The 18,076-nt window shown below is 45.9% G+C and carries 15 protein-coding genes and 1 pseudogene; 1 reads left to right on the top strand and 15 read right to left on the bottom strand.

The window, feature by feature from the left end; all coding sequences use genetic code 11:
* Positions 1-5 precede the first annotated feature (5 nt).
* From CHL74_RS03985 to CHL74_RS04045, 13 genes are all read right to left on the bottom strand, one after another.
* Positions 6-1,934, bottom strand: coding sequence for an NAD(+) synthase (locus CHL74_RS03985; protein ID WP_094879874.1), 1,929 nt, complete (start codon positions 1,932-1,934; stop codon positions 6-8).
* Positions 1,935-1,983: 49 nt separating this feature from the next.
* Complete coding sequence (locus CHL74_RS03990; protein ID WP_094879875.1) at positions 1,984-3,189, bottom strand: DUF2027 domain-containing protein; 1,206 nt, start codon at positions 3,187-3,189, stop codon at positions 1,984-1,986.
* 53 nt (positions 3,190-3,242) lie between these two features.
* Complete coding sequence (locus CHL74_RS03995) at positions 3,243-4,463, bottom strand: S-adenosylmethionine:tRNA ribosyltransferase-isomerase (protein WP_094879876.1); 1,221 nt, start codon at positions 4,461-4,463, stop codon at positions 3,243-3,245.
* A gap of 5 nt (positions 4,464-4,468) precedes the next feature.
* Positions 4,469-5,167: a phosphatase PAP2 family protein gene (locus CHL74_RS04000; protein WP_366037201.1), complete on the bottom strand. Its 699-nt coding sequence runs from the start codon at positions 5,165-5,167 to the stop codon at positions 4,469-4,471.
* 42 nt (positions 5,168-5,209) lie between these two features.
* Complete coding sequence (locus tag CHL74_RS04005) at positions 5,210-7,786, bottom strand: BatD family protein (RefSeq protein ID WP_094879877.1); 2,577 nt, start codon at positions 7,784-7,786, stop codon at positions 5,210-5,212.
* 58 nt (positions 7,787-7,844) lie between these two features.
* Positions 7,845-8,525 carry a tetratricopeptide repeat protein gene (locus CHL74_RS04010; protein WP_094879878.1) on the bottom strand — a complete coding sequence of 227 codons (681 nt, stop codon included), beginning with the start codon at positions 8,523-8,525 and terminating at the stop codon, positions 7,845-7,847.
* A 19-nt stretch (positions 8,526-8,544) separates the two neighbouring features.
* Positions 8,545-9,573, bottom strand: a complete 1,029-nt coding sequence (locus CHL74_RS04015) for a VWA domain-containing protein (protein WP_094879879.1) — start codon at positions 9,571-9,573, stop codon at positions 8,545-8,547.
* 15 nt (positions 9,574-9,588) lie between these two features.
* Positions 9,589-10,587: a vWA domain-containing protein gene (locus CHL74_RS04020; RefSeq protein ID WP_094879880.1), complete on the bottom strand. Its 999-nt coding sequence runs from the start codon at positions 10,585-10,587 to the stop codon at positions 9,589-9,591.
* 44 nt (positions 10,588-10,631) lie between these two features.
* Positions 10,632-11,705, bottom strand: coding sequence for a BatD family protein (locus CHL74_RS04025; RefSeq protein WP_176452163.1), 1,074 nt, complete (start codon positions 11,703-11,705; stop codon positions 10,632-10,634).
* Between the two features lie 16 nt (positions 11,706-11,721).
* Positions 11,722-12,591 carry a DUF58 domain-containing protein gene (locus tag CHL74_RS04030; RefSeq protein ID WP_094879881.1) on the bottom strand — a complete coding sequence of 290 codons (870 nt, stop codon included), beginning with the start codon at positions 12,589-12,591 and terminating at the stop codon, positions 11,722-11,724.
* A 73-nt stretch (positions 12,592-12,664) separates the two neighbouring features.
* Positions 12,665-13,660, bottom strand: a complete 996-nt coding sequence (locus CHL74_RS04035; RefSeq protein ID WP_094879882.1) for an AAA family ATPase — start codon at positions 13,658-13,660, stop codon at positions 12,665-12,667.
* Between the two features lie 154 nt (positions 13,661-13,814).
* The gene (locus CHL74_RS04040; protein WP_094879883.1) at positions 13,815-14,390 is read right to left on the bottom strand and encodes a Maf-like protein; all 576 of its coding nucleotides are present in this window, start codon (positions 14,388-14,390) and stop codon (positions 13,815-13,817) included.
* A 50-nt stretch (positions 14,391-14,440) separates the two neighbouring features.
* Positions 14,441-14,959, bottom strand: coding sequence for a KdsC family phosphatase (locus CHL74_RS04045; RefSeq protein WP_094879884.1), 519 nt, complete (start codon positions 14,957-14,959; stop codon positions 14,441-14,443).
* Positions 14,960-15,139: 180 nt separating this feature from the next.
* Between CHL74_RS04045 and CHL74_RS04050 the strand changes: the two genes are divergently transcribed.
* Positions 15,140-17,431 (top strand): Ig-like domain-containing protein, encoded by a 2,292-nt coding sequence (locus CHL74_RS04050; RefSeq protein WP_176452164.1) that lies wholly within the window; start codon positions 15,140-15,142, stop codon positions 17,429-17,431.
* 71 nt (positions 17,432-17,502) lie between these two features.
* Here CHL74_RS04050 and CHL74_RS04055 read toward each other — a convergent pair whose 3' ends face one another.
* Both CHL74_RS04055 and CHL74_RS16110 read right to left on the bottom strand, forming a co-directional pair.
* Positions 17,503-17,937, bottom strand: coding sequence for a GAF domain-containing protein (locus CHL74_RS04055; protein ID WP_094879886.1), 435 nt, complete (start codon positions 17,935-17,937; stop codon positions 17,503-17,505).
* 26 nt (positions 17,938-17,963) lie between these two features.
* A pseudogene (locus CHL74_RS16110) lies at positions 17,964-18,076 on the bottom strand (ISAon1 family transposase); the annotation flags it as partial.

Genomic DNA, 18,076 nt, shown 5'->3' on the forward strand with positions numbered 1-18,076 from the left:
CACGATTAAAGATTTTCACACTCTGACAACCATAATGTACTCATTGCGTCTGACGGCATACGCCAGTCGCCTCTCGGACTGAGATTAACGCTTCCCACCTTCGGTCCGTCAGGCAAGCAGGAACGCTTGAACTGCTGATTGAAGAAACGGCGGAGGAACACCTTCAGCCAATGCTTTATCACATCGTCCGGATATTGTGCATCGTCAAAAGCATGGCGTGCAAGCATATAAAGCTTGCCGGGCTTATAGCCGTAACTCATGAAGTGATAGATGAAGAAGTCGTGTAATTCGTATGGTCCCACGAGGTCTTCTGTCTTCTGCTTTATGTCGCCGTTCTCGTCTGCGGGAATTAGCTCGGGGCTGATGGGCGTGTCGATGATGTCAAGCAAGGTTTCGCGCGACTTGTCGTCCACTAAGTTTTCTGCCACATAAGCCACAAGATGACGGATGAAGGTCTTGGGCAGACCGGCATTGACACCATACATAGACATATGGTCACCATTATACGTGGCCCATCCCAATGCAAGCTCGCTAAGGTCGCCAGTACCGACCACAAGTCCTCCAAGCTGATTGCTGAGGTCCATGAGTATCTGAGTGCGCTCACGAGCCTGACCGTTCTCGTATGTCACGTCATGTACGTTGATGTCATGATCGATGTCGAGGAAATGCTGCTCCACGCTCTTGCAGATGCTTATCTCGCGTATGGTGATGCCAAGGCTCTGCATAAGCGATATGGCATTATTATAGGTACGGTCTGTGGTACCGAATCCGGGCATCGTGACGCCTACTATTCCCTTACGGTCGTAGCCAAGCTTGTCGAAGGTCATGGCACATACGAGGAGGGCAAGAGTGGAATCAAGTCCGCCGCTTATGCCAAGGACCACAGTCTTGCTGTGGGTATGGACGAGACGCTTTGCCAGACCGCTCACCTGGATGGAGAATATCTCGTCGCATGCCTCGTGCATCATATCTGAACTCGGAACGAAGGGCAGAGGATTGATGTGGCGCAGAAGAGTGAATGGACGCTGCTCGATGGGTTCGGCTTGAGTGACTACAGACTTGACACCACGCTGTGCGTGCTGGTATGTAGTGTTCTTACGGCGCATAGTGCGGAGCTTCTCCACGTCAATCTGGCTTACTACCAGCTGCTCGTCCAAAGAGAATCGTTCCGACTCGGCTATGAGCTTTCCTTTCTCATATATATAGGCGTTTCCTCCGTAAACCAAGTCCTGCGTGCTCTCGCCGAATCCGCAAGAGCTGTAAACGTAGCCTGAAATAAGGCGAGCGCTCTGCTGAGCGAGGAGGCGCTTCAGGTAAGCGTTCTTGCCCAACATCTCGTCAGTAGCGGAAAGATTGAAGATGATGTCTGCTCCGGCAAGGGCAAGACTGTTGGATGGTGGTACGGGCGACCATACATCCTCGCAAAGCTCGATGCCGAACTTCACGCCGTCGCTGGTTTGGAAGATGTGGTTTCCGGGAAGGACTGTCACCTTATTGCCTGCGTAACGTATTTCTACCGGCTCTGTCATGTCATCGCCAGAGACAAACCAGCGCTGCTCATAGAACTCGGAATAGTTGGGCAGGAATCGCTTGGGAACAATGCCAAGGACAGTACCATGCTGACATACTACGGCACAATTATAGAGTCCGGTACCGATACATACAGGTACGCCGATGATGGTAATGACATCCAACTTACGCGACACGTCAAGCAGATGAAGGACTGCATTCTCTGCTCCTTCCACAAGACTCTGCTGAGCGAAGAGATCCTGGCATGTGTAACCCGTAACAGAAAGTTCGGGGAACACCATTATCTCCACACCCTTTTCGTCAGCCTGAGCTACAAGTTTCTCTATTTGCTCGATATTATAATCTACGTCAGCAACCCTTACAGAAGGAATTGCCGAGGCAACCGTGATGAAACCGTAATTCATAAAAATCAGTTTTGCTTTTAGGTATTATATTTTGTTGATAGATACAATGTTAACGTATTGTCACCTGAGTGGCTCCATAACCATACTCCTGGAACGAAGCATCCTGATAACGATAGTTCTTGTAACGATAACGCAGCTCGTTCACCAAGGCATGACGGAGCACGCCTTCTCCCTTACCGTGGATGAAGACGATACGCTTGCCTTTGTTGGCCTTGTTTTCCTCAAGGATGCGACGGAAATAATCCAGCTGATAGTTGAGGATGTCCGCATTGCCCATGCCTGCTGTGGTCTCGAGCAGTTCTTCTGCATGAAGGTCGACAACCAGCAGATCATCGTTGGAACTCTTGGATGCCTTGGCATGTGACGAAGTATTGAGCGACTCCAGTCCCTTCAGTTTCTTATACGACACTTCGCTTGCCAATGTTCCCTGCTTCTTCTTACCTGCTTCTTCCTCTTCCTCGGTATAGACGAGCTTGTCTGCATCGATGGGCTTGAGCTGAGCCACCTCATCGTCCTTAACAATCTGATAGAGCAAAGCTGGTGACTCGAAGAACTCATTGTCCTGGAACGTGTGGAGCTTGAAGAACTTCACCTTGTCCACCTTGAACAGCACGTCGCATACAGGACGAGCTACAAAGGTCTTGTCGCGCTTAAAGGAAAGCATCTGCAAGCGGATGCGGCTTATCTCGTTAAGCTGGTCGAGTGAGAATGTCTCGAGATAGAGCTTCGTGTTAGGATCGAGTTCGCCTTCTGCTCTCAAGGTATATTCGGCGCCTTCCATACTCATATAGAGGAAGCGTACGTAATAATTACTGTCGTTTACAAGATAGCAGTCGAAGTCGGTCTTCGTAAAGTTCTTTACGTCTTTGGGCACGAATGCGTAATGCACGTTGAGCTTGTTGCCACCCTTGCGCTCCTGAACGGGAGCCTTGTATGTAACCTCACGGTCGGCAGCATCATATTCTTCCTCATAGGCTTCTGCCTCCTCATCATAAGCATTCATCTTAGCCTTTACGGACATAGAGAATGAGTCGGGGTCAGCATTTGCAGCCTCAGCTTCTGCCCCACCCTTCTTAGCCACTACCTTGGATGACGAATATTCGTCGCCTGTACTGGTAACTACAAGGTCTGATATGGGGGTAGGAATCTGAAAGCCGTCCTCATCCTCCACAAGGGCAATGTCCTTACCCTTAAATCCTGCTATAATGCCTCCTCCAATCTCACTAAGAAACTGGACTTTATCTCCTATCTTCATTTTTCTTACGTTTCGTTATGTTATTTATTTGTTCAGCCGCTATCTCCTTGACATTACGGTATCAGCAGAGAGCTGTCACCATAGCTCAGGAAGCGGAAATCGTGTGCCAGAGCATAATCATAGATTTTGCACCAATCACCATGTACGAATGCACTTACGAGAAGCAGCAAGGTGCTCTGCGGCTGATGGAAATTGGTTACCAGCATCTTCACAATATTATACTCATAACCTGGAGCTATGATTATCTGGGTACTGGCATGCAAAGCGCTCAACCCGTGCTTGTCAAGATACGCCAATATGTTCTCTATTGCCTTGATGGGCGTAATGGGCTTGGCTACGGCATTCTCGTAAGGCTCCCATTGGCATACGTGGAGTTCTTCCTCGGAAAGGTCAAGAGTTTTTTCCAACTTCACACCTATATAATATAGGCTCTCAAGTGTGCGCACGCTTGTGGTGCCTACGGCTATTGCCTTAGCTTCATGACGGATAAGCTTTTCGAGGGTCTGGCGATGAACACAAATATACTCAGTATGCATCTCATGATCCTGTATTTCCTCAGACTTGACGGGCTTGAAAGTTCCAGCGCCAACATGGAGCGTCAACTCTTCACGGTCTATTCCATGACGGTCGATGTCGGCAAGTACCTCCGGCGTGAAATGAAGACCGGCTGTCGGAGCTGCTACCGAACCCTTTATCTTTGAGTAGACAGTCTGGTATGTGGTCTTGTCGCTTTCCTGCGTCTCACGGTTAAGGTAAGGCGGGATGGGAAGCTCGCCGACTGCATCAAGCAATTCTGCCCACGATACATCAGAAGCGTCCCATGAGAAGTCTACACGATAACTCTTATGTACGTCTTCCTTACGCTCAGCTACAAGAGTAACCTCTTTGCCCTTAACGTCGAAAGTGCGCTTCAAAGTTCCTTCCTTCCACTTCTTCAGATTGCCAATCATGCAGAGCCATGAGCAATGACCAGTGGTCTGGAACATCTGCTCATAGTCAGCTGGCATATACGGTTCGAGAAGGAATACCTCTATCAAGGCTCCTGTCTCCTTACGGAAATGAAGGCGTGCCTGAATCACCTTGGTATTATTGAATACCATAAGAGCGCCCTTAGGAAGATATTGCGCTATATTGTGAAAAACGTCCTCCGTCACTTCTCCATGACGATAGAGCAGCAACTTGCTATTGTCACGCTTTGCAAGCGGAAACTTAGCTATGCGCTCGTCAGGAAGATTATAGTTAAAATCCTTTATTTGTATGTGTTTTGTATCCATTTTCTTTAGTAAATAATAACAGCACGTATAATAGTATATATAATTGTAAGGAAGAATACCAGCTCCACTATGTCGACATCGTCCAAGCTGTAGCCCGTGGATGTGTATTGAGTTGACACATAGTTGTTGACGGACGAAAGACGCTTGTAAAGTAACGTGTAAAGCCAATAGACGAGAAAGCCTACCGCTGTTCCCCATGCCAGTCCTGTAAGGACATCAAAGGGATAATGCAGTCCGAGGTAAATTCTCGTATATCCATTTACGAGCGACCATACCACCAACGTCGTACCCAGCACCTTGCTACGCACAAGAAGACAGAAAAATACTGCTATGGAGATGGTATTAGCCGCATGTGCCGAGAAGAAGCTATAGTCCATGCTCCTCAATCCAGAAACGAAATGTACCATTTCGCTTATCTGAGGCTCATTGCAAGGACGGGGTCTTGCCACCAAAGGCTTAACAATAATGTCTGCCGTGACATCTGCCAACAACACACAAGCTGCGGAGCATCCTATTACCAAGAGTATCTGCGCCACTGACTCGTTGTTTTTTATGACTAGATAAAGAAGCGCCACGTAAAGTGGAACCCACGTCAAGCCATGGGTAAGACATGCCATCCACCCATCAAGGAACACCGAATCGCTACCATTGAGGAACAACAGCAATTCGCGGTCTAAATCAATTATGGTCTGAGAGTCTATCAATTTACTTATATATTATTAAGTATTCTATTCCTTTATAAATAACTAAATGATCTCCAAAGAGTTGCGCTTCAGCCAACCCTCTTTACCGTCGTCGAGCTTTACAGAATACCAATCGGACATAGTGCGGTCTACAATCTGGACTGCAGTTCCTTCATGCACTACGACAGCATCGGCGCTACTGTCTGACGGGGTCAGCTTCACACTTGCCGACGGAGCCACTACCACTGCTCTATCACGAGCATCGAAGTTATGCTTCTGCTGCCATGCGAACAATGTGGAGAAGACAAAGACAAAGACTGACAGCAAGGCTACGTAAAAGCCAAGCTTGCGCATCCACTCGTCACGGCCAAGCAAGAAAAGCATAGCCATACCGAGACATGCGAAGAAAGCTACGATTGACAAGCGTGCCCAAGCGTCCATGTCCATAAGATTCTGAAGCATCGTATATCCTGCAGAGAAGAAGTTCTTCTCCTGACGCTCTATCTTGTCAATAGTCTTCTCACGAACAAACTCCAGATTGAAGGTTACGTCGCGGTCAGACGGCGAAAGACGATGTGCCTTCTCGTAAGCGATAATCGACTTGGTGATGTTTCCAAGACGATAATAGCAGTTGCCCAAGTTATAATACAACTCTACGCTCTCGCCCACTTTCAGCAAGTCAGAATAATCCTTCGAAGCCTGCAGATAATTGCCCTTGGCATATTCCTTATCTGCGTCAACCTTGGTAATTGCAACCTTAGCAGGAGCAGCTGTTGCTGTAGTCGCAGCAAAGAGAAGCGTGATGAGAGCAAGGAGCACAGGCGCTGCCACCTTCTTCTTAGCTGTCTTTATAGTATTCTCAATGTCCATTATTGCAATCATAGCAGATTCGTATGTCTTGTTCATGTTACCGGCAGGGTCGCCTGGCGAATAACGCTCAAACTCGCATTCATCCAAAGCATGCACGAATTTCTCTGTTGTCTCCTTCTGCACGTTTCGTGCTTCGAAAGCCTCAACCACATTTTCGCGAGAAAGACTCTCCACTGGCATATTCATACGGTCACCAACGTAGCCCCACAAAGCACGGAGCACTTCGTCATAGAATTCGCCTGAACGGCCTGCCTTCATAAGACGGTAAGCTGTCTTAAGGCGCTTGGTTGCCACCTTTGTGGCACGCTTCTGCTTAGACGCCACGATATTGGCACTGTCGAGAGCACGCTTGCGGAACACAACAAGAACGGCAACGAACACTACGAACGGGAGAACCAGCCAAAGCCAGTAACTACCGCTTCCCACAAACGAGGTGTAAACGCCGACCACGTCTTCGTCACTCGTCTTTATCGGCTTAATATCCTTCGGCTGATCAGAGAAATCGTCCACGGTGGTCTTATTACCGTCACCCTTCTCAATCTTTACCTGCAAGGGCTGGGTCTTTATTGTCTTGTAGCTATTAGTAGATGTATCGTAGTAAGTAAGCGATACGGCTGGAATGGTATAGTCGCCTCGGTTGCGGGGCACGACAAGATAGTCGTAAATCATATTACCCTCTATACCGTTGGCTGTAAGCTTGGTCTTGTCAGACACCTTCGGGGCATAACGGTCGAAGTCTTTCGGGAAATCAACCACCGGCTGCTTGATAAGCTTAAGATTGCCGATTCCGCCTACTACCACACGGAGAGTAAGAGGCTCACCTTCCTTGACCGTCTTATGATTGAGCTGGGCAGAGATTGTGAAGTGTCCCACTCCACCTGAGAAGTCGACAGGGCGTTTTGGAAGCGGATCCACTTGGATGTCTATTCCAGGAGCCACAATATTGCGCTTCACCTCTACATAACCCGAACCACCATTAAAGAATGCTTCAAACGGGTCCACAGAATTGTTTCGCTGCACCACGATTCCCTTGAATGTGATGCTTGGTATGGAGAGCTTGCCGGTCATCTGCGGAAACATTACATACTGGCTCCATGTTACGCAACGATAATTCTTGCCGTTAACTTTCTCAAGATGGAAACTCTTCTGCTGAGGAAGCGGCACTTCCTGCGTATGGAATCCCTTCAAGTCAGGCATCTTGCCGTCCAAAGAAGTAAGGTCTACAAGAGTATAAACCTTATACGTAAGGAGTACTGGTTCCTGCTCACAAACACGACGTTTGCTGGCGCTAACCTTCACAAAGAGATCATTAGCACTAATCTTGCCTGAAGAACTCATCCTTGGCTCGGCATCTTCGTGCATCTGCGGAGCACCATTGCCATGACGAGAGCCCGCTCCGACTTTGATGGTTACATGATGCGAAGCTATTGTCTTGCCTCCGACACGTGCCTTAGCTCCTGAGACAGTATATGTTCCTGGCTTATCGGCATATAATGTGTATGTGAATGTTATGGAAGACGAACGGCTGGTATGGCCGTTCACAATCTGATAGCTCGACTGCTGCGATGTGTACGGACCTGCTATAACCTCAAGACCGGAAGGAATGGATCCAGCCCTGAAGTCATCCACGTCGTCCGTATTGATGGTAAACGACAGTCTGAAGTTTTCTCCCGCAGACACCTTGGAAGGTGCCGACACAGAGATAACCTGCGCATTGACGGTCAATACGCACACCATTACAAAGAGAAGCAATATATATGCCTTTTTCATTCTATTCTTTATTCACGTTTACAGCACAAATGCCTAATATGTTATTGATTTCTTTCGTTTACCAGTTCTTGTCCAGCTTCTTACTCTTCTGACGCCTCATGGCTTCCTTTATGCGACGCTGCGTCTGTTGCTCGTTCTGCATGGCAGCATTAAGCAGTTGTTCGGCGTTGTCCTTACTCATACGCTCCTGGCTATTCTGCTTCTGCTGGTCATTCTTATTCTGGTTCTGATCCTTCTTGTTGTCCTCTTTCTTCTTTTCCTTGTCTTTGTTTTGTTGATTCTTCTTATTCTGATTCTTATTCTTGTTTTGATTTTTCTTCTCCAACCTCTTACACAAAGCAAGGTTATATCGCGTTTCGTCATCCGAAGGATTGTTTCGCAGACTTTCCTTATACGCCTTTATGGCATCGCCATACAGCTTGTTGCTCTGACATACATATCCGATATTATGATATATCTTTGCCTTTCTCATCCTTGCCTTCTCCACTCTTGCAGCCTTCTCAAACTGCTGAACGGCAGCCGAGTCTTTCTTCTGCATCATAAGCGCACAGCCAAGGTTGTAAAGGGCTTGAGGATTCTCAGGATTTACAGAAAGCGACTTTCTGTACTCCGCCTCAGCCTTCACAAAGTTCTGCTGGTGGAAATGTCTGTTTCCATAGCGTATAAATTGGCGGTCTGCCTGCGCCAAGGACATTAGCGATGTCATGGCAAACAACACCAGGAATAATAATCTGTTCATCTTCGGTTGTATTCTTATTTTATATTCTCCTCTTTCTAAAGAGACGCACATTTCTCCATCGTGGATTCTTCACCTCAAGGATGCATGCATCCAAAACCAAGAACAATAAAGCCAAGAGGGCGAAAATCTGGAATTGCTCGGCGTAATTGCTGTATGTAGCACCACCTGTTTCCCCCTTCTGAAGCTTTGATAATTCTGAGTTGAGCTTTTCCTGAGCGTCGTTTGAATTGTCAACATGTATGTATGTTCCGCTTCCTGCTTTTGCCACTGCACGACACATTTCCTCGTTGAGGGCAGACATTACCACCTGACCGTTGTTGTCCTTCAGATATTCTCCTCCACCCACAGGTATGGGAGCACCCTTAGGATCACCGACACCAAGGATAAAGACATTTATGCCTTTCTTGGCAGCGGCTTTTGCTGCCTCTTCCGCACCACCTTCATGATCTTCGCCATCGGTTATGAGGATTATGGCTCTTCCAACTTTCTGCTGTTGCGTGAAACTGCTTGCCGAAAGATTGATGGCACGAGCGATGTCGGTACCTTGAGTGGCGATAAGTGAAGGGTCAAGATTTTGTAAGAACATCTTGGCTGACACATAATCATTTGTTATCGGAAGCTGTACAAAGGCATCACCGGCAAATACCACAATACCTATCTTGTCATCCGTGAAATGGTCAACCAGATTCTCAACAAGCATCTTGCTCTTATCCAATCGCGAAGGCACAACGTCTTGCGCCAACATTGAGTTACTGATATCTACGGCTATAATGGTCTCGATGCCCTGTCGCTTGTCATCAGCCACCTTTGCTCCCATCTGCGGACGAGCAAGGACAACTATGATAAGCGCCACCACTGCCATTAAAATCCAGAACTTACATGCCAGTCGAGCCGATGAGGCGTCTGGCATGAGGCTCTTCAACAATTCCTTGTCTCCTATCTTACGCAGCTTGCGATGTCGGCGCCACAAACCATAATACCTCAATACCACGAGACATGGCACGAGGCACAACAGCCAAAGATAAGAAGGGTCTTCAAACTTAAACATGTTTAAACTATTCCTTTAAGGTATTCTACGTAACACAGTCACTCTGAGTAAGATTTCAGAGAGAAGAAGAACGAAAGCCGCTAATGCGAACGGCATATATGCCTCATAACGCTTTGAAAAACGCTTTACGTCCATCTTTGTTTTCTCTAACTGGTCGATGTCTTTATAAATCTGCGAAAGCTCACGGTTGTTGGTGGCGCGGTAAGCGCTACCGTCTGTAGTCGCAGCAATATCAGCCAAAGTCTTGGTATCGATTTCCACGGGCATATTGACATACTGTACACCACCCGCAACTGGTACTGGATAAGGTGCCACCTTGTTGGTACCGACAGCAATCGTATACACTCTTATACCCATGCTCTTGGCTATCTCCGCACTTGTCATCGGTGAGATGTCGCCCATGTTATTGCTACCATCAGTAAGAAGGATTATCACCTTACTCTTAGCCTTCGAACTCTTCAGTCGCGAAACAGCATTGGCAAGTCCCATACCTATGGCAGTACCGTCGGAAATGATGCCACGCGCAGCAATATCCGTACGCACTGATCCCAACAAGCTCAAGAGCGAGGCATGGTCGGTAGTCATAGGACATTGCGTGAACGACTCTCCGGCAAATATGGTCAGACCTATGTTGTCATTGGGACGTCCGGCAATAAACTCAGCAGCTACACTCTTCGCTGCCTCCAGACGGTTGGGCTTTAGGTCCTCAGCCAACATTGAAGTCGATACGTCCATAGCCATCATTATGTCTATGCCCTCCACCGACTTGTTGTCCCAAGCGTTATGGGTTTGCGGACGTGCCAACACGCATACCAATGCCACAAAGCAAAGGCATCGCAACACTATCGGCAAATGCACAATCCTTTGACGCCAGCTCTTCGGTGCAAAGCGGTAAGCCTCTGTGCTCGAAACACGCATAGTTGGTTCGCTCTTCTTACGGAAAAGCAGAAACCAGACAACGTAGGGCACAAGCAGCAAGAGAAGTGCGAAGTATTCTTTATTAGCAAATTCCATTATTTCCTTTTTCTTACATATCCATATTCTTATGCATCATCCTGCTAAAGTGTAAGCAGGTATACATGATAAGCAATATATATCACGAGAACTGTTGCCAAAATCGCACAACACCATATTAATGTCTTGATGGTTATGCGGTTCTTTCGTGTCTTGATGTCATCGTCGCTCAGCTTCGGCACGATGCGCTCCTCCTGCGGTTGTTCGTCATGCTTGGTCTGGTCGATGTATTGTATGGCATTCACGAGGTTCATATCCTTCTCACCCAAAAGCGATGAATACTTGGCAAACTTCACGAGGTCTGCGGTAGCAAAAAGCTCACGCAATTCGTCTATCATCGTATTGTCACCAGCCGTCTTCAACTGTTCGATTATCTCCGAGCTGGTCATCTCCATGGCATTGAATCCGAAGCGTTCTCTGATATACTTTCTCAACGTATCGGTCAAGTGTGTATAATACAGCTTCTGCTCCTCTGCCGTATTGAAGCTCTCACTCTTGAGGCGTGTCATCTCATTAAGGGCTTTCTGATGTGCAGGTATCTTCTTCACCACACGTACTCTCACCACGATGGGCTTGTTCTGCTTAAGACGCAGAATAAGATAAGCGAGGAAGGCTGACACAAGCATCACCAATACTCCAAGCCAGTAGAGCGGACTCCATTCTGACCACATGAAAGGGTTGTCCTGTACATCCTTAGGAGGAAAGAACTTTTCGGGATGAAGCGTGTCCACCTCACATTCCAGCACCTTAAGCGCCAGCTGATTGGAAGCATACACCTTGCCGTCCACCTTTACCTTCATACCCGGAATGGCATACAGTTTTCCGTCGAAGCTTGTAAGAGTGAATGTCTTGCTGACAGTAAGCTGGTCGTCTGACTCAGATCGATTCTCAGGACTTGTCTCCACTACTTCCACTCCAGGCACCATCTGCTGGGCACGCTTAAAACGCGGGAAGGCAACATTGGCTCCCTTGCGTGCCGTAACCTCTACCGTCAGGTGAGCCTGCTGTCCTATAAGGATTGACACAGAGTCAATCTTCGACACCACGCTTGCCTGTTGTGCAGCGGCAGCAACAAAGGAGAATACCAATATGTATGATAATAATAGTAAGCGTCTCATTACATCATGCGTTTTGTCAGTTTCTTGAGGCGAAGAGATGCATCATCGCCTTAACATAATCATCGTCAGTTGCCACAGACACCCAATCGACATTGGCTCGCGACAACGTGTCTTTCAGCATCTGCTGTCGCTCTATCCAATAACGGGCATGCGCTGCTCTCACTTTCTTACTGCTCGTATCGACATACATCTCATGACCCGACTCAGCATCAACCACCTTAACCAATCCGACATCCGGAAGAGCTTTCGCCCACTTGTCATACACTTGTATGGCCATAACGTCGTGCTTGTTATTGGCTATCTGCATCTGCTTGAAGAAGTCATGTCTGTCATAGAAGTCGCTCAGCACGAACGCCGTCGTGCGGCGCTTCATCACTCTGGTAAAGAACTCCATTGCTCCTCCGATGTCTGTCTTACGACTCTCGGGCTTGAAGTCTAACATTTCGCGGATGATATAAAGAATGTGCTTGCGTCCCTTCTTTGGCGGGATATACTTCTCAATACGGTCCGAGAAGAACACCACTCCAATCTTGTCATTATTCTGTATGGCGCTATAAGCGATAGTAGCAGCAATCTCTGTAGCCATTTCTGACTTCATACGGCTACGCGTACCGAAATCCAACGATCCCGATACATCCACAAGGAGCATCACTGTAAGCTCGCGTTCCTCCTCAAAAACCTTCACATAAGGTTTGCGGAATCGCGCCGTGACATTCCAGTCAATGTCACGCACATCGTCGCCGAACTGGTACTCACGCACTTCAGCGAACGCCATTCCTCTTCCCTTGAAAGCGGAATGATACTGACCGGCGAAGATGTTCTGGCTCAGGCCCCTTGTCTTTATCTCTATCTTGCGGACCTTTTTTAATATCTCAGACGTTTCCAATTCTATAACGATTTCTGAATTCTATAACGATTTCTGAATGTAATAGCTTATACAACAGCTATTCGGGGAGTTGTTAGGGCACCTCTACCTTGTTGATAATCTTCGAAACAATCTCCTCGCTGGTGACATTGCTTGCCTCTGCCTCGTATGACAATCCTATACGGTGACGCATAACATCATGGGCCACAGCGCGAACGTCCTCAGGCACCACATATCCGCGACGCTTAATGAAGGCATAAGCGCGGGCTGCCTTAGCAAGGCTGATGCTGGCACGAGGCGAACCTCCGAAAGTAATAAGGTCCTTAAGTTCTCCAAGACCGTACTTCTCAGGATAACGTGAAGCGAAGACGATGTCAGCAATATACTGCTCTATCTTCTCGTCGATATACACTTCCTCTACAACGGCACGAGCCTTAAGAATCTCCTCCGCTGTTGTCACAGGCAGAATGTTCTTCTTCTCACCACGCAGATTCTCGCGGATGATAAGCTTCTCCTCCTCCAAAGAAGGATAGCTGATAACCACCTTAAGCATGAAACGGTCTACCTGAGCCTCAGGCAACTGGTAAGTTCCCTCCTGCTCTATCGGGTTCTGCGTAGCCATAACGAGGAACGGGTTGGGCAGACTGAATGTCTCGTCACCGATAGTAACCTGATGCTCCTGCATAGCCTCGAGCAAAGCACTCTGCACCTTAGCAGGGGCACGGTTGATCTCATCTGCAAGTACGAAGTTAGCAAATACCGGTCCCTTCTTCACGTGGAAGTTCTCGTCCTTCTGTGAGTATACAAGCGTACCTATAACGTCAGCCGGCAAGAGGTCTGGAGTAAACTGTATGCGGCTGTAATCGGCGTCAATAAGTTGAGCAAGGGTCTTTATGGCAAGGGTCTTTGCCAATCCCGGCACACCTTCCAAAAGGATGTGACCGTCACTAAGCAAAGATATCAGCAATGACTCTACAAGATGTTTCTGACCGACAATCACCTGGTTCATGCCTGTCACAAGATTGGTTACGAAACTGCTCTGCTGCTCTATGCGAGCATTCAGCTGTCGAATATCAATAGATTCTGACATTTCTTATTCTGTTTATTATATGTTTATATTTCGATACTAAGAGGCAATCTTCCGCCTCGTTTCGAAGCACAAAATTACTGAATTATTAGCGTAGAGCATAAATCTTGCATCTAAAATATATTAAAATGTCACATGTTTTTACCTATCACAAAGCTTATTCTGCTATTTTAAGGCCAAAATGACGAGTCATCTCTTCATACACACGTTGTACGGGGAATCCCATTACGTTGTAATAGCTACCGCGGATGCCTTCCACACCCACATATCCAATCCATTCCTGAATGCCATAAGCACCTGCCTTATCGAAAGGTTTGTAGCGCTCAACATAATAGTCAATCTCGCTGTCGCGAAGCTGTCTGAACGTCACCTCAGTAGCTACAGAGAAGCTGCGACATTCCGTTGCCGTAGCAAGACATACACCAGTAACGACCTTGTGTGTTCTGCCACTAATAGTACGCAGCATGCGCCTCGCATCTGCAGCATCCTTTGGCTTGCCGAGAATTTCATCGTCCACCACTACAATGGTGTCTGCAGTAATGAGAAGTTCGTCTTCTCCAACCGTATATGCCTCATGCTTCTTCACAGCAAGGTGCTCTGCCACTTCCTCCTTTGGCATCGTAGCAGGATAACTCTCGTCAATACCGTTTATTACGTTCACACTAAAGTCTACGCCCAACCCTTTCAGAAGTTCCTGACGACGTGGCGAATGACTTGCCAATACTATTTTCATCGTATATTTCTTTTAATTCTTATATGTTCCTATTTTCTCATATTAAGGCATTACCATCCGAATGCCACAGCTTCGTCCATCCACAGACCTTTAGCTCTCAACACCTGTTCTATGATGTCGCGTCCTACGCCATAGCCTCCACAGCGGTCGCTCACATAACGGCTTATGCTCTTTATATCTGTGCATGCATCCTTCGGACAACAGGCACAACCCACTCTACGCATAAGCTGATAGTCAGGAATGTCATCACCGACATAGATTACTTCCTCGTCCTTCAGTCCGTATCGCTCCACCAAGTCGTCATAAGCCACCATCTTATCACTTACCTTCATATAAATATCGCGCACGCCAAGACCGCTGTAACGCAATCTTACAGCGTTGGTATTACCGCCGGTTATAATCGCTATATGCAATCCCTGACGTACCGCCAGCTGTATGGCATAGCCGTCCTTGATATTCACCGTACGAAGAGGCTCTCCCTCGGAAGAGAGCGTTATGGTTTCAGCCGAAAGCACGCCGTCAACGTCAAAGACCACGGCTCTCACCTTTTTCAAATCATAATCTATCATTTCTATTCTATATTATATTAATGTATAGCATTCATGTATGCTGTATATATTCCATTGTGGAATTATAAAATACAAATATACACAAAATATACCATCTATAACATAGATGTATCAATTATTATTTGTACTTTTGCTTGGCTCTTAAACCTAACATACATAAACAACAATAAAAAATCTAAAATGAAACAGTTAAACAATATCAGACAATTCTCTGTTATCCTGTTATTATTATCGCTGTTGCCATTATGCGTACAGGCGCAGACAACGGAATCAAAAGAATACACTATCGTTAATAACGTTGACGATCTTTCGAATGGCGATCATATCATTATTGTGTCCAAGTATTCTACGGCAATGATCGGAAAAGTAAACACAAACAGCAAAAGTCAGCGTCTGTTATCTACAGAAATAACCCTAAATGCAGACAAGACTCTTGCATACACAAACTCTGACGCTGCTTGTTTTACGTTAGTGAAAACAAACGATAAATTCAACTTCCGCAGCAATGAAGGGAAATTCATCAATAACGTCTCAGAAAAAAACGATAGCAAAGACATCAATCTTAGTGATGAGATTTCAGAAAACACACAAGCAACGATATCATTTACCAAAAAATATGGTGACGCGAGAATCTTATTTGAAAAGAATCATCCTAAATACTTGAATTACGTACAAGACTCAAGATGGTTTGGATTTATCGAGTCACCGAGTTTGGGAGGACCAGACGTTGTATACATATATAAGTTATCTTCAGAAATAATAACAAAGACAAAAACAAGGATGTTATTCGGAGAAGATGCTAAGAATACATACGACGTAACCTACGGAACAACAGACTTCGCATCTCCTAAAGCCAATGTATATGCTGACAACACAATTATTGCTGATGCCAAAATCTCATACACAAGTAGCAACACGGACATAGCTACAGTGGACAACGACGGCAAAGTCACCATAAATAACACTAACAAATACGGCGAGACCACGATTACTGCCGCCTACTCAGGTGATGACAACCACTACCCTTGCAACGCCTCATACACAATCAAGGTAAATGAAAAACAAAAGATTGCGACAAAACTTTCTTTCGAAGAAGTTGACCGTCAGACAATCGTGGTGAAAGTGAACGAGGAAAATAAATTTACCGGTGCAAAGGCAATATTGTCTCCAGTAGAAAACGGCAAAATCACTTACAGCAGCAGCAATGACAACGTAGCAAAAGTAGACAACGAAGGCAATATACACTTAAACAAAATTGGCGAGACTGTAATATCCGCAAACTATGCCGGCAACGAGACGTATGCAGCAAGCTCTACATTCTATCGTCTGCAATATAGAGGAGAAAGTATAGTATTCGCTTCTAATTACAATTCGTTTAATAGCCTCAAAGACAAATACACTACGGCTGACCTCAATTTTGTAGACTCAATATCAAACAAGGACTATAAATGGAAGGTTTATGAAGGTAAACGTACAAGACAGGATAAAAGTCTAATTCAACTCGACAATAGAGGAGGTAGTCTAACATCTCCAGAAATAGACGCGCCAAATGGATATAATGTTACAGTATTATATTATCAAGAATATACGCCCGGATCAACAAAAGTCTTAGAAATCAAAGCAAATAATAAAAATATAGAGTCTGTCTTCGAAAAATATGGAGAAGAAAAACAAACGAATGGCACAGGCTTTAAAGTCACAGCAAAGATTCCACAAACATCAAATTTCCGCATTATCCCTGGTAGAGTTGCATACATCAGCAGAATACAGATTGACATCAACCCAATATTCAACATCACTCTGAAAGAATCTGCGGATAACAGTCAGATTATATATGCGCATAAGGGAGAAATAATAAATGCCCAACTTGAACGAACATTAGTAGCAGATAAGTGGAATACGTTCTGCATTCCCTTCAATCTAAGCGTAGCTGACGGAAAACTATGCGACGTTGAAGCGGAAGTCCGCGAATACGACCGTATAGAGGGTGATGTCTTGATGTTTAAAGAGTCAAAAGAGATTGTCGCCGGACGCCCTTATCTTATCAGACCTAAAGGTAAAGACATAAACTTGGAACGATTCTTCAATAGCGTCAGACTTACCGGACCTGAACTTGAGAAAAGTGGAGACGAATCATTCTACATGATTGGAACATACAGCAACAGAACGTTCAGCGAGGAGGAGAGCAGCCAATACTTGTTCCTTAACGCTAACGCTGAATTCAAACATCCCAAGCCAGGAACAACTATGAAGGGTATGAGAGCATACTTCTACTGCTCACCGGATGTTCAGGCAAGCCAGATGAAAGTAGGCTTCACAGATAACTCTACAGACATCAAGGACATTGAGCAAAACAACATGCAAGCCAACTCACAAAGAATCTACACAATAAACGGCTCATACGTTGGAACAGACAAATCCCTCCTTCCTAAAGGAATTTATATTATTAACGGAAAGAAATACATAAAGTGATTCTAAACTCAAAATCGGTCATTAGCATTTCTCGCATTTATAAGCAATGAGAAATTCTAATGACCGATTTTTTATTTTGCAAGCCTTGCCATAAACGGGGCTATAATTTCTGCAGCCTGCTCAAGGTACTTTCTGTCTGTATCGTTAAAAGTGGAGAGTTCTGTACTGTCAATATCTATCTCTCCTACAACAATTCCTTCAAAAAATAAAGGAACAACAATCTCAGATTTTGACAACGAAGAACACGCTATATGACCAGGAAACTCTTCCACGTCGTTTACCACAAGACTGCGCCCCTCCTTCCATGCCGAGCCACAAACGCCACGTCCATACTTAATTCTTGTGCATGCTGGAGTGCCCTGAAACGGACCAAGAATAAGTTCATTGCCATCAACAATGTAAAAACCAACCCAGAAGTATTCTTTAGGAAAAGCCACCTTCATCACAGCAGCACAATTAGCCAATACGCTTATAGCATTGTCATCAGCACAAGCAAATGTCCTTATCTGGGCAAGAAGGGCTCAGTGGAAATTTAGTGGGGATAAGCATAAATCTTTGCAAGTCGATACAGAAAAAACTTTTCATCAACGATGCCCCTTAGTGATGCTCTGAAAGCTTTGATTTTTGCATTAAAGGATTCAGCTG

Source organism: Prevotella sp. 885 (assembly GCF_002265625.1).
Classification (GTDB): domain Bacteria; phylum Bacteroidota; class Bacteroidia; order Bacteroidales; family Bacteroidaceae; genus Prevotella.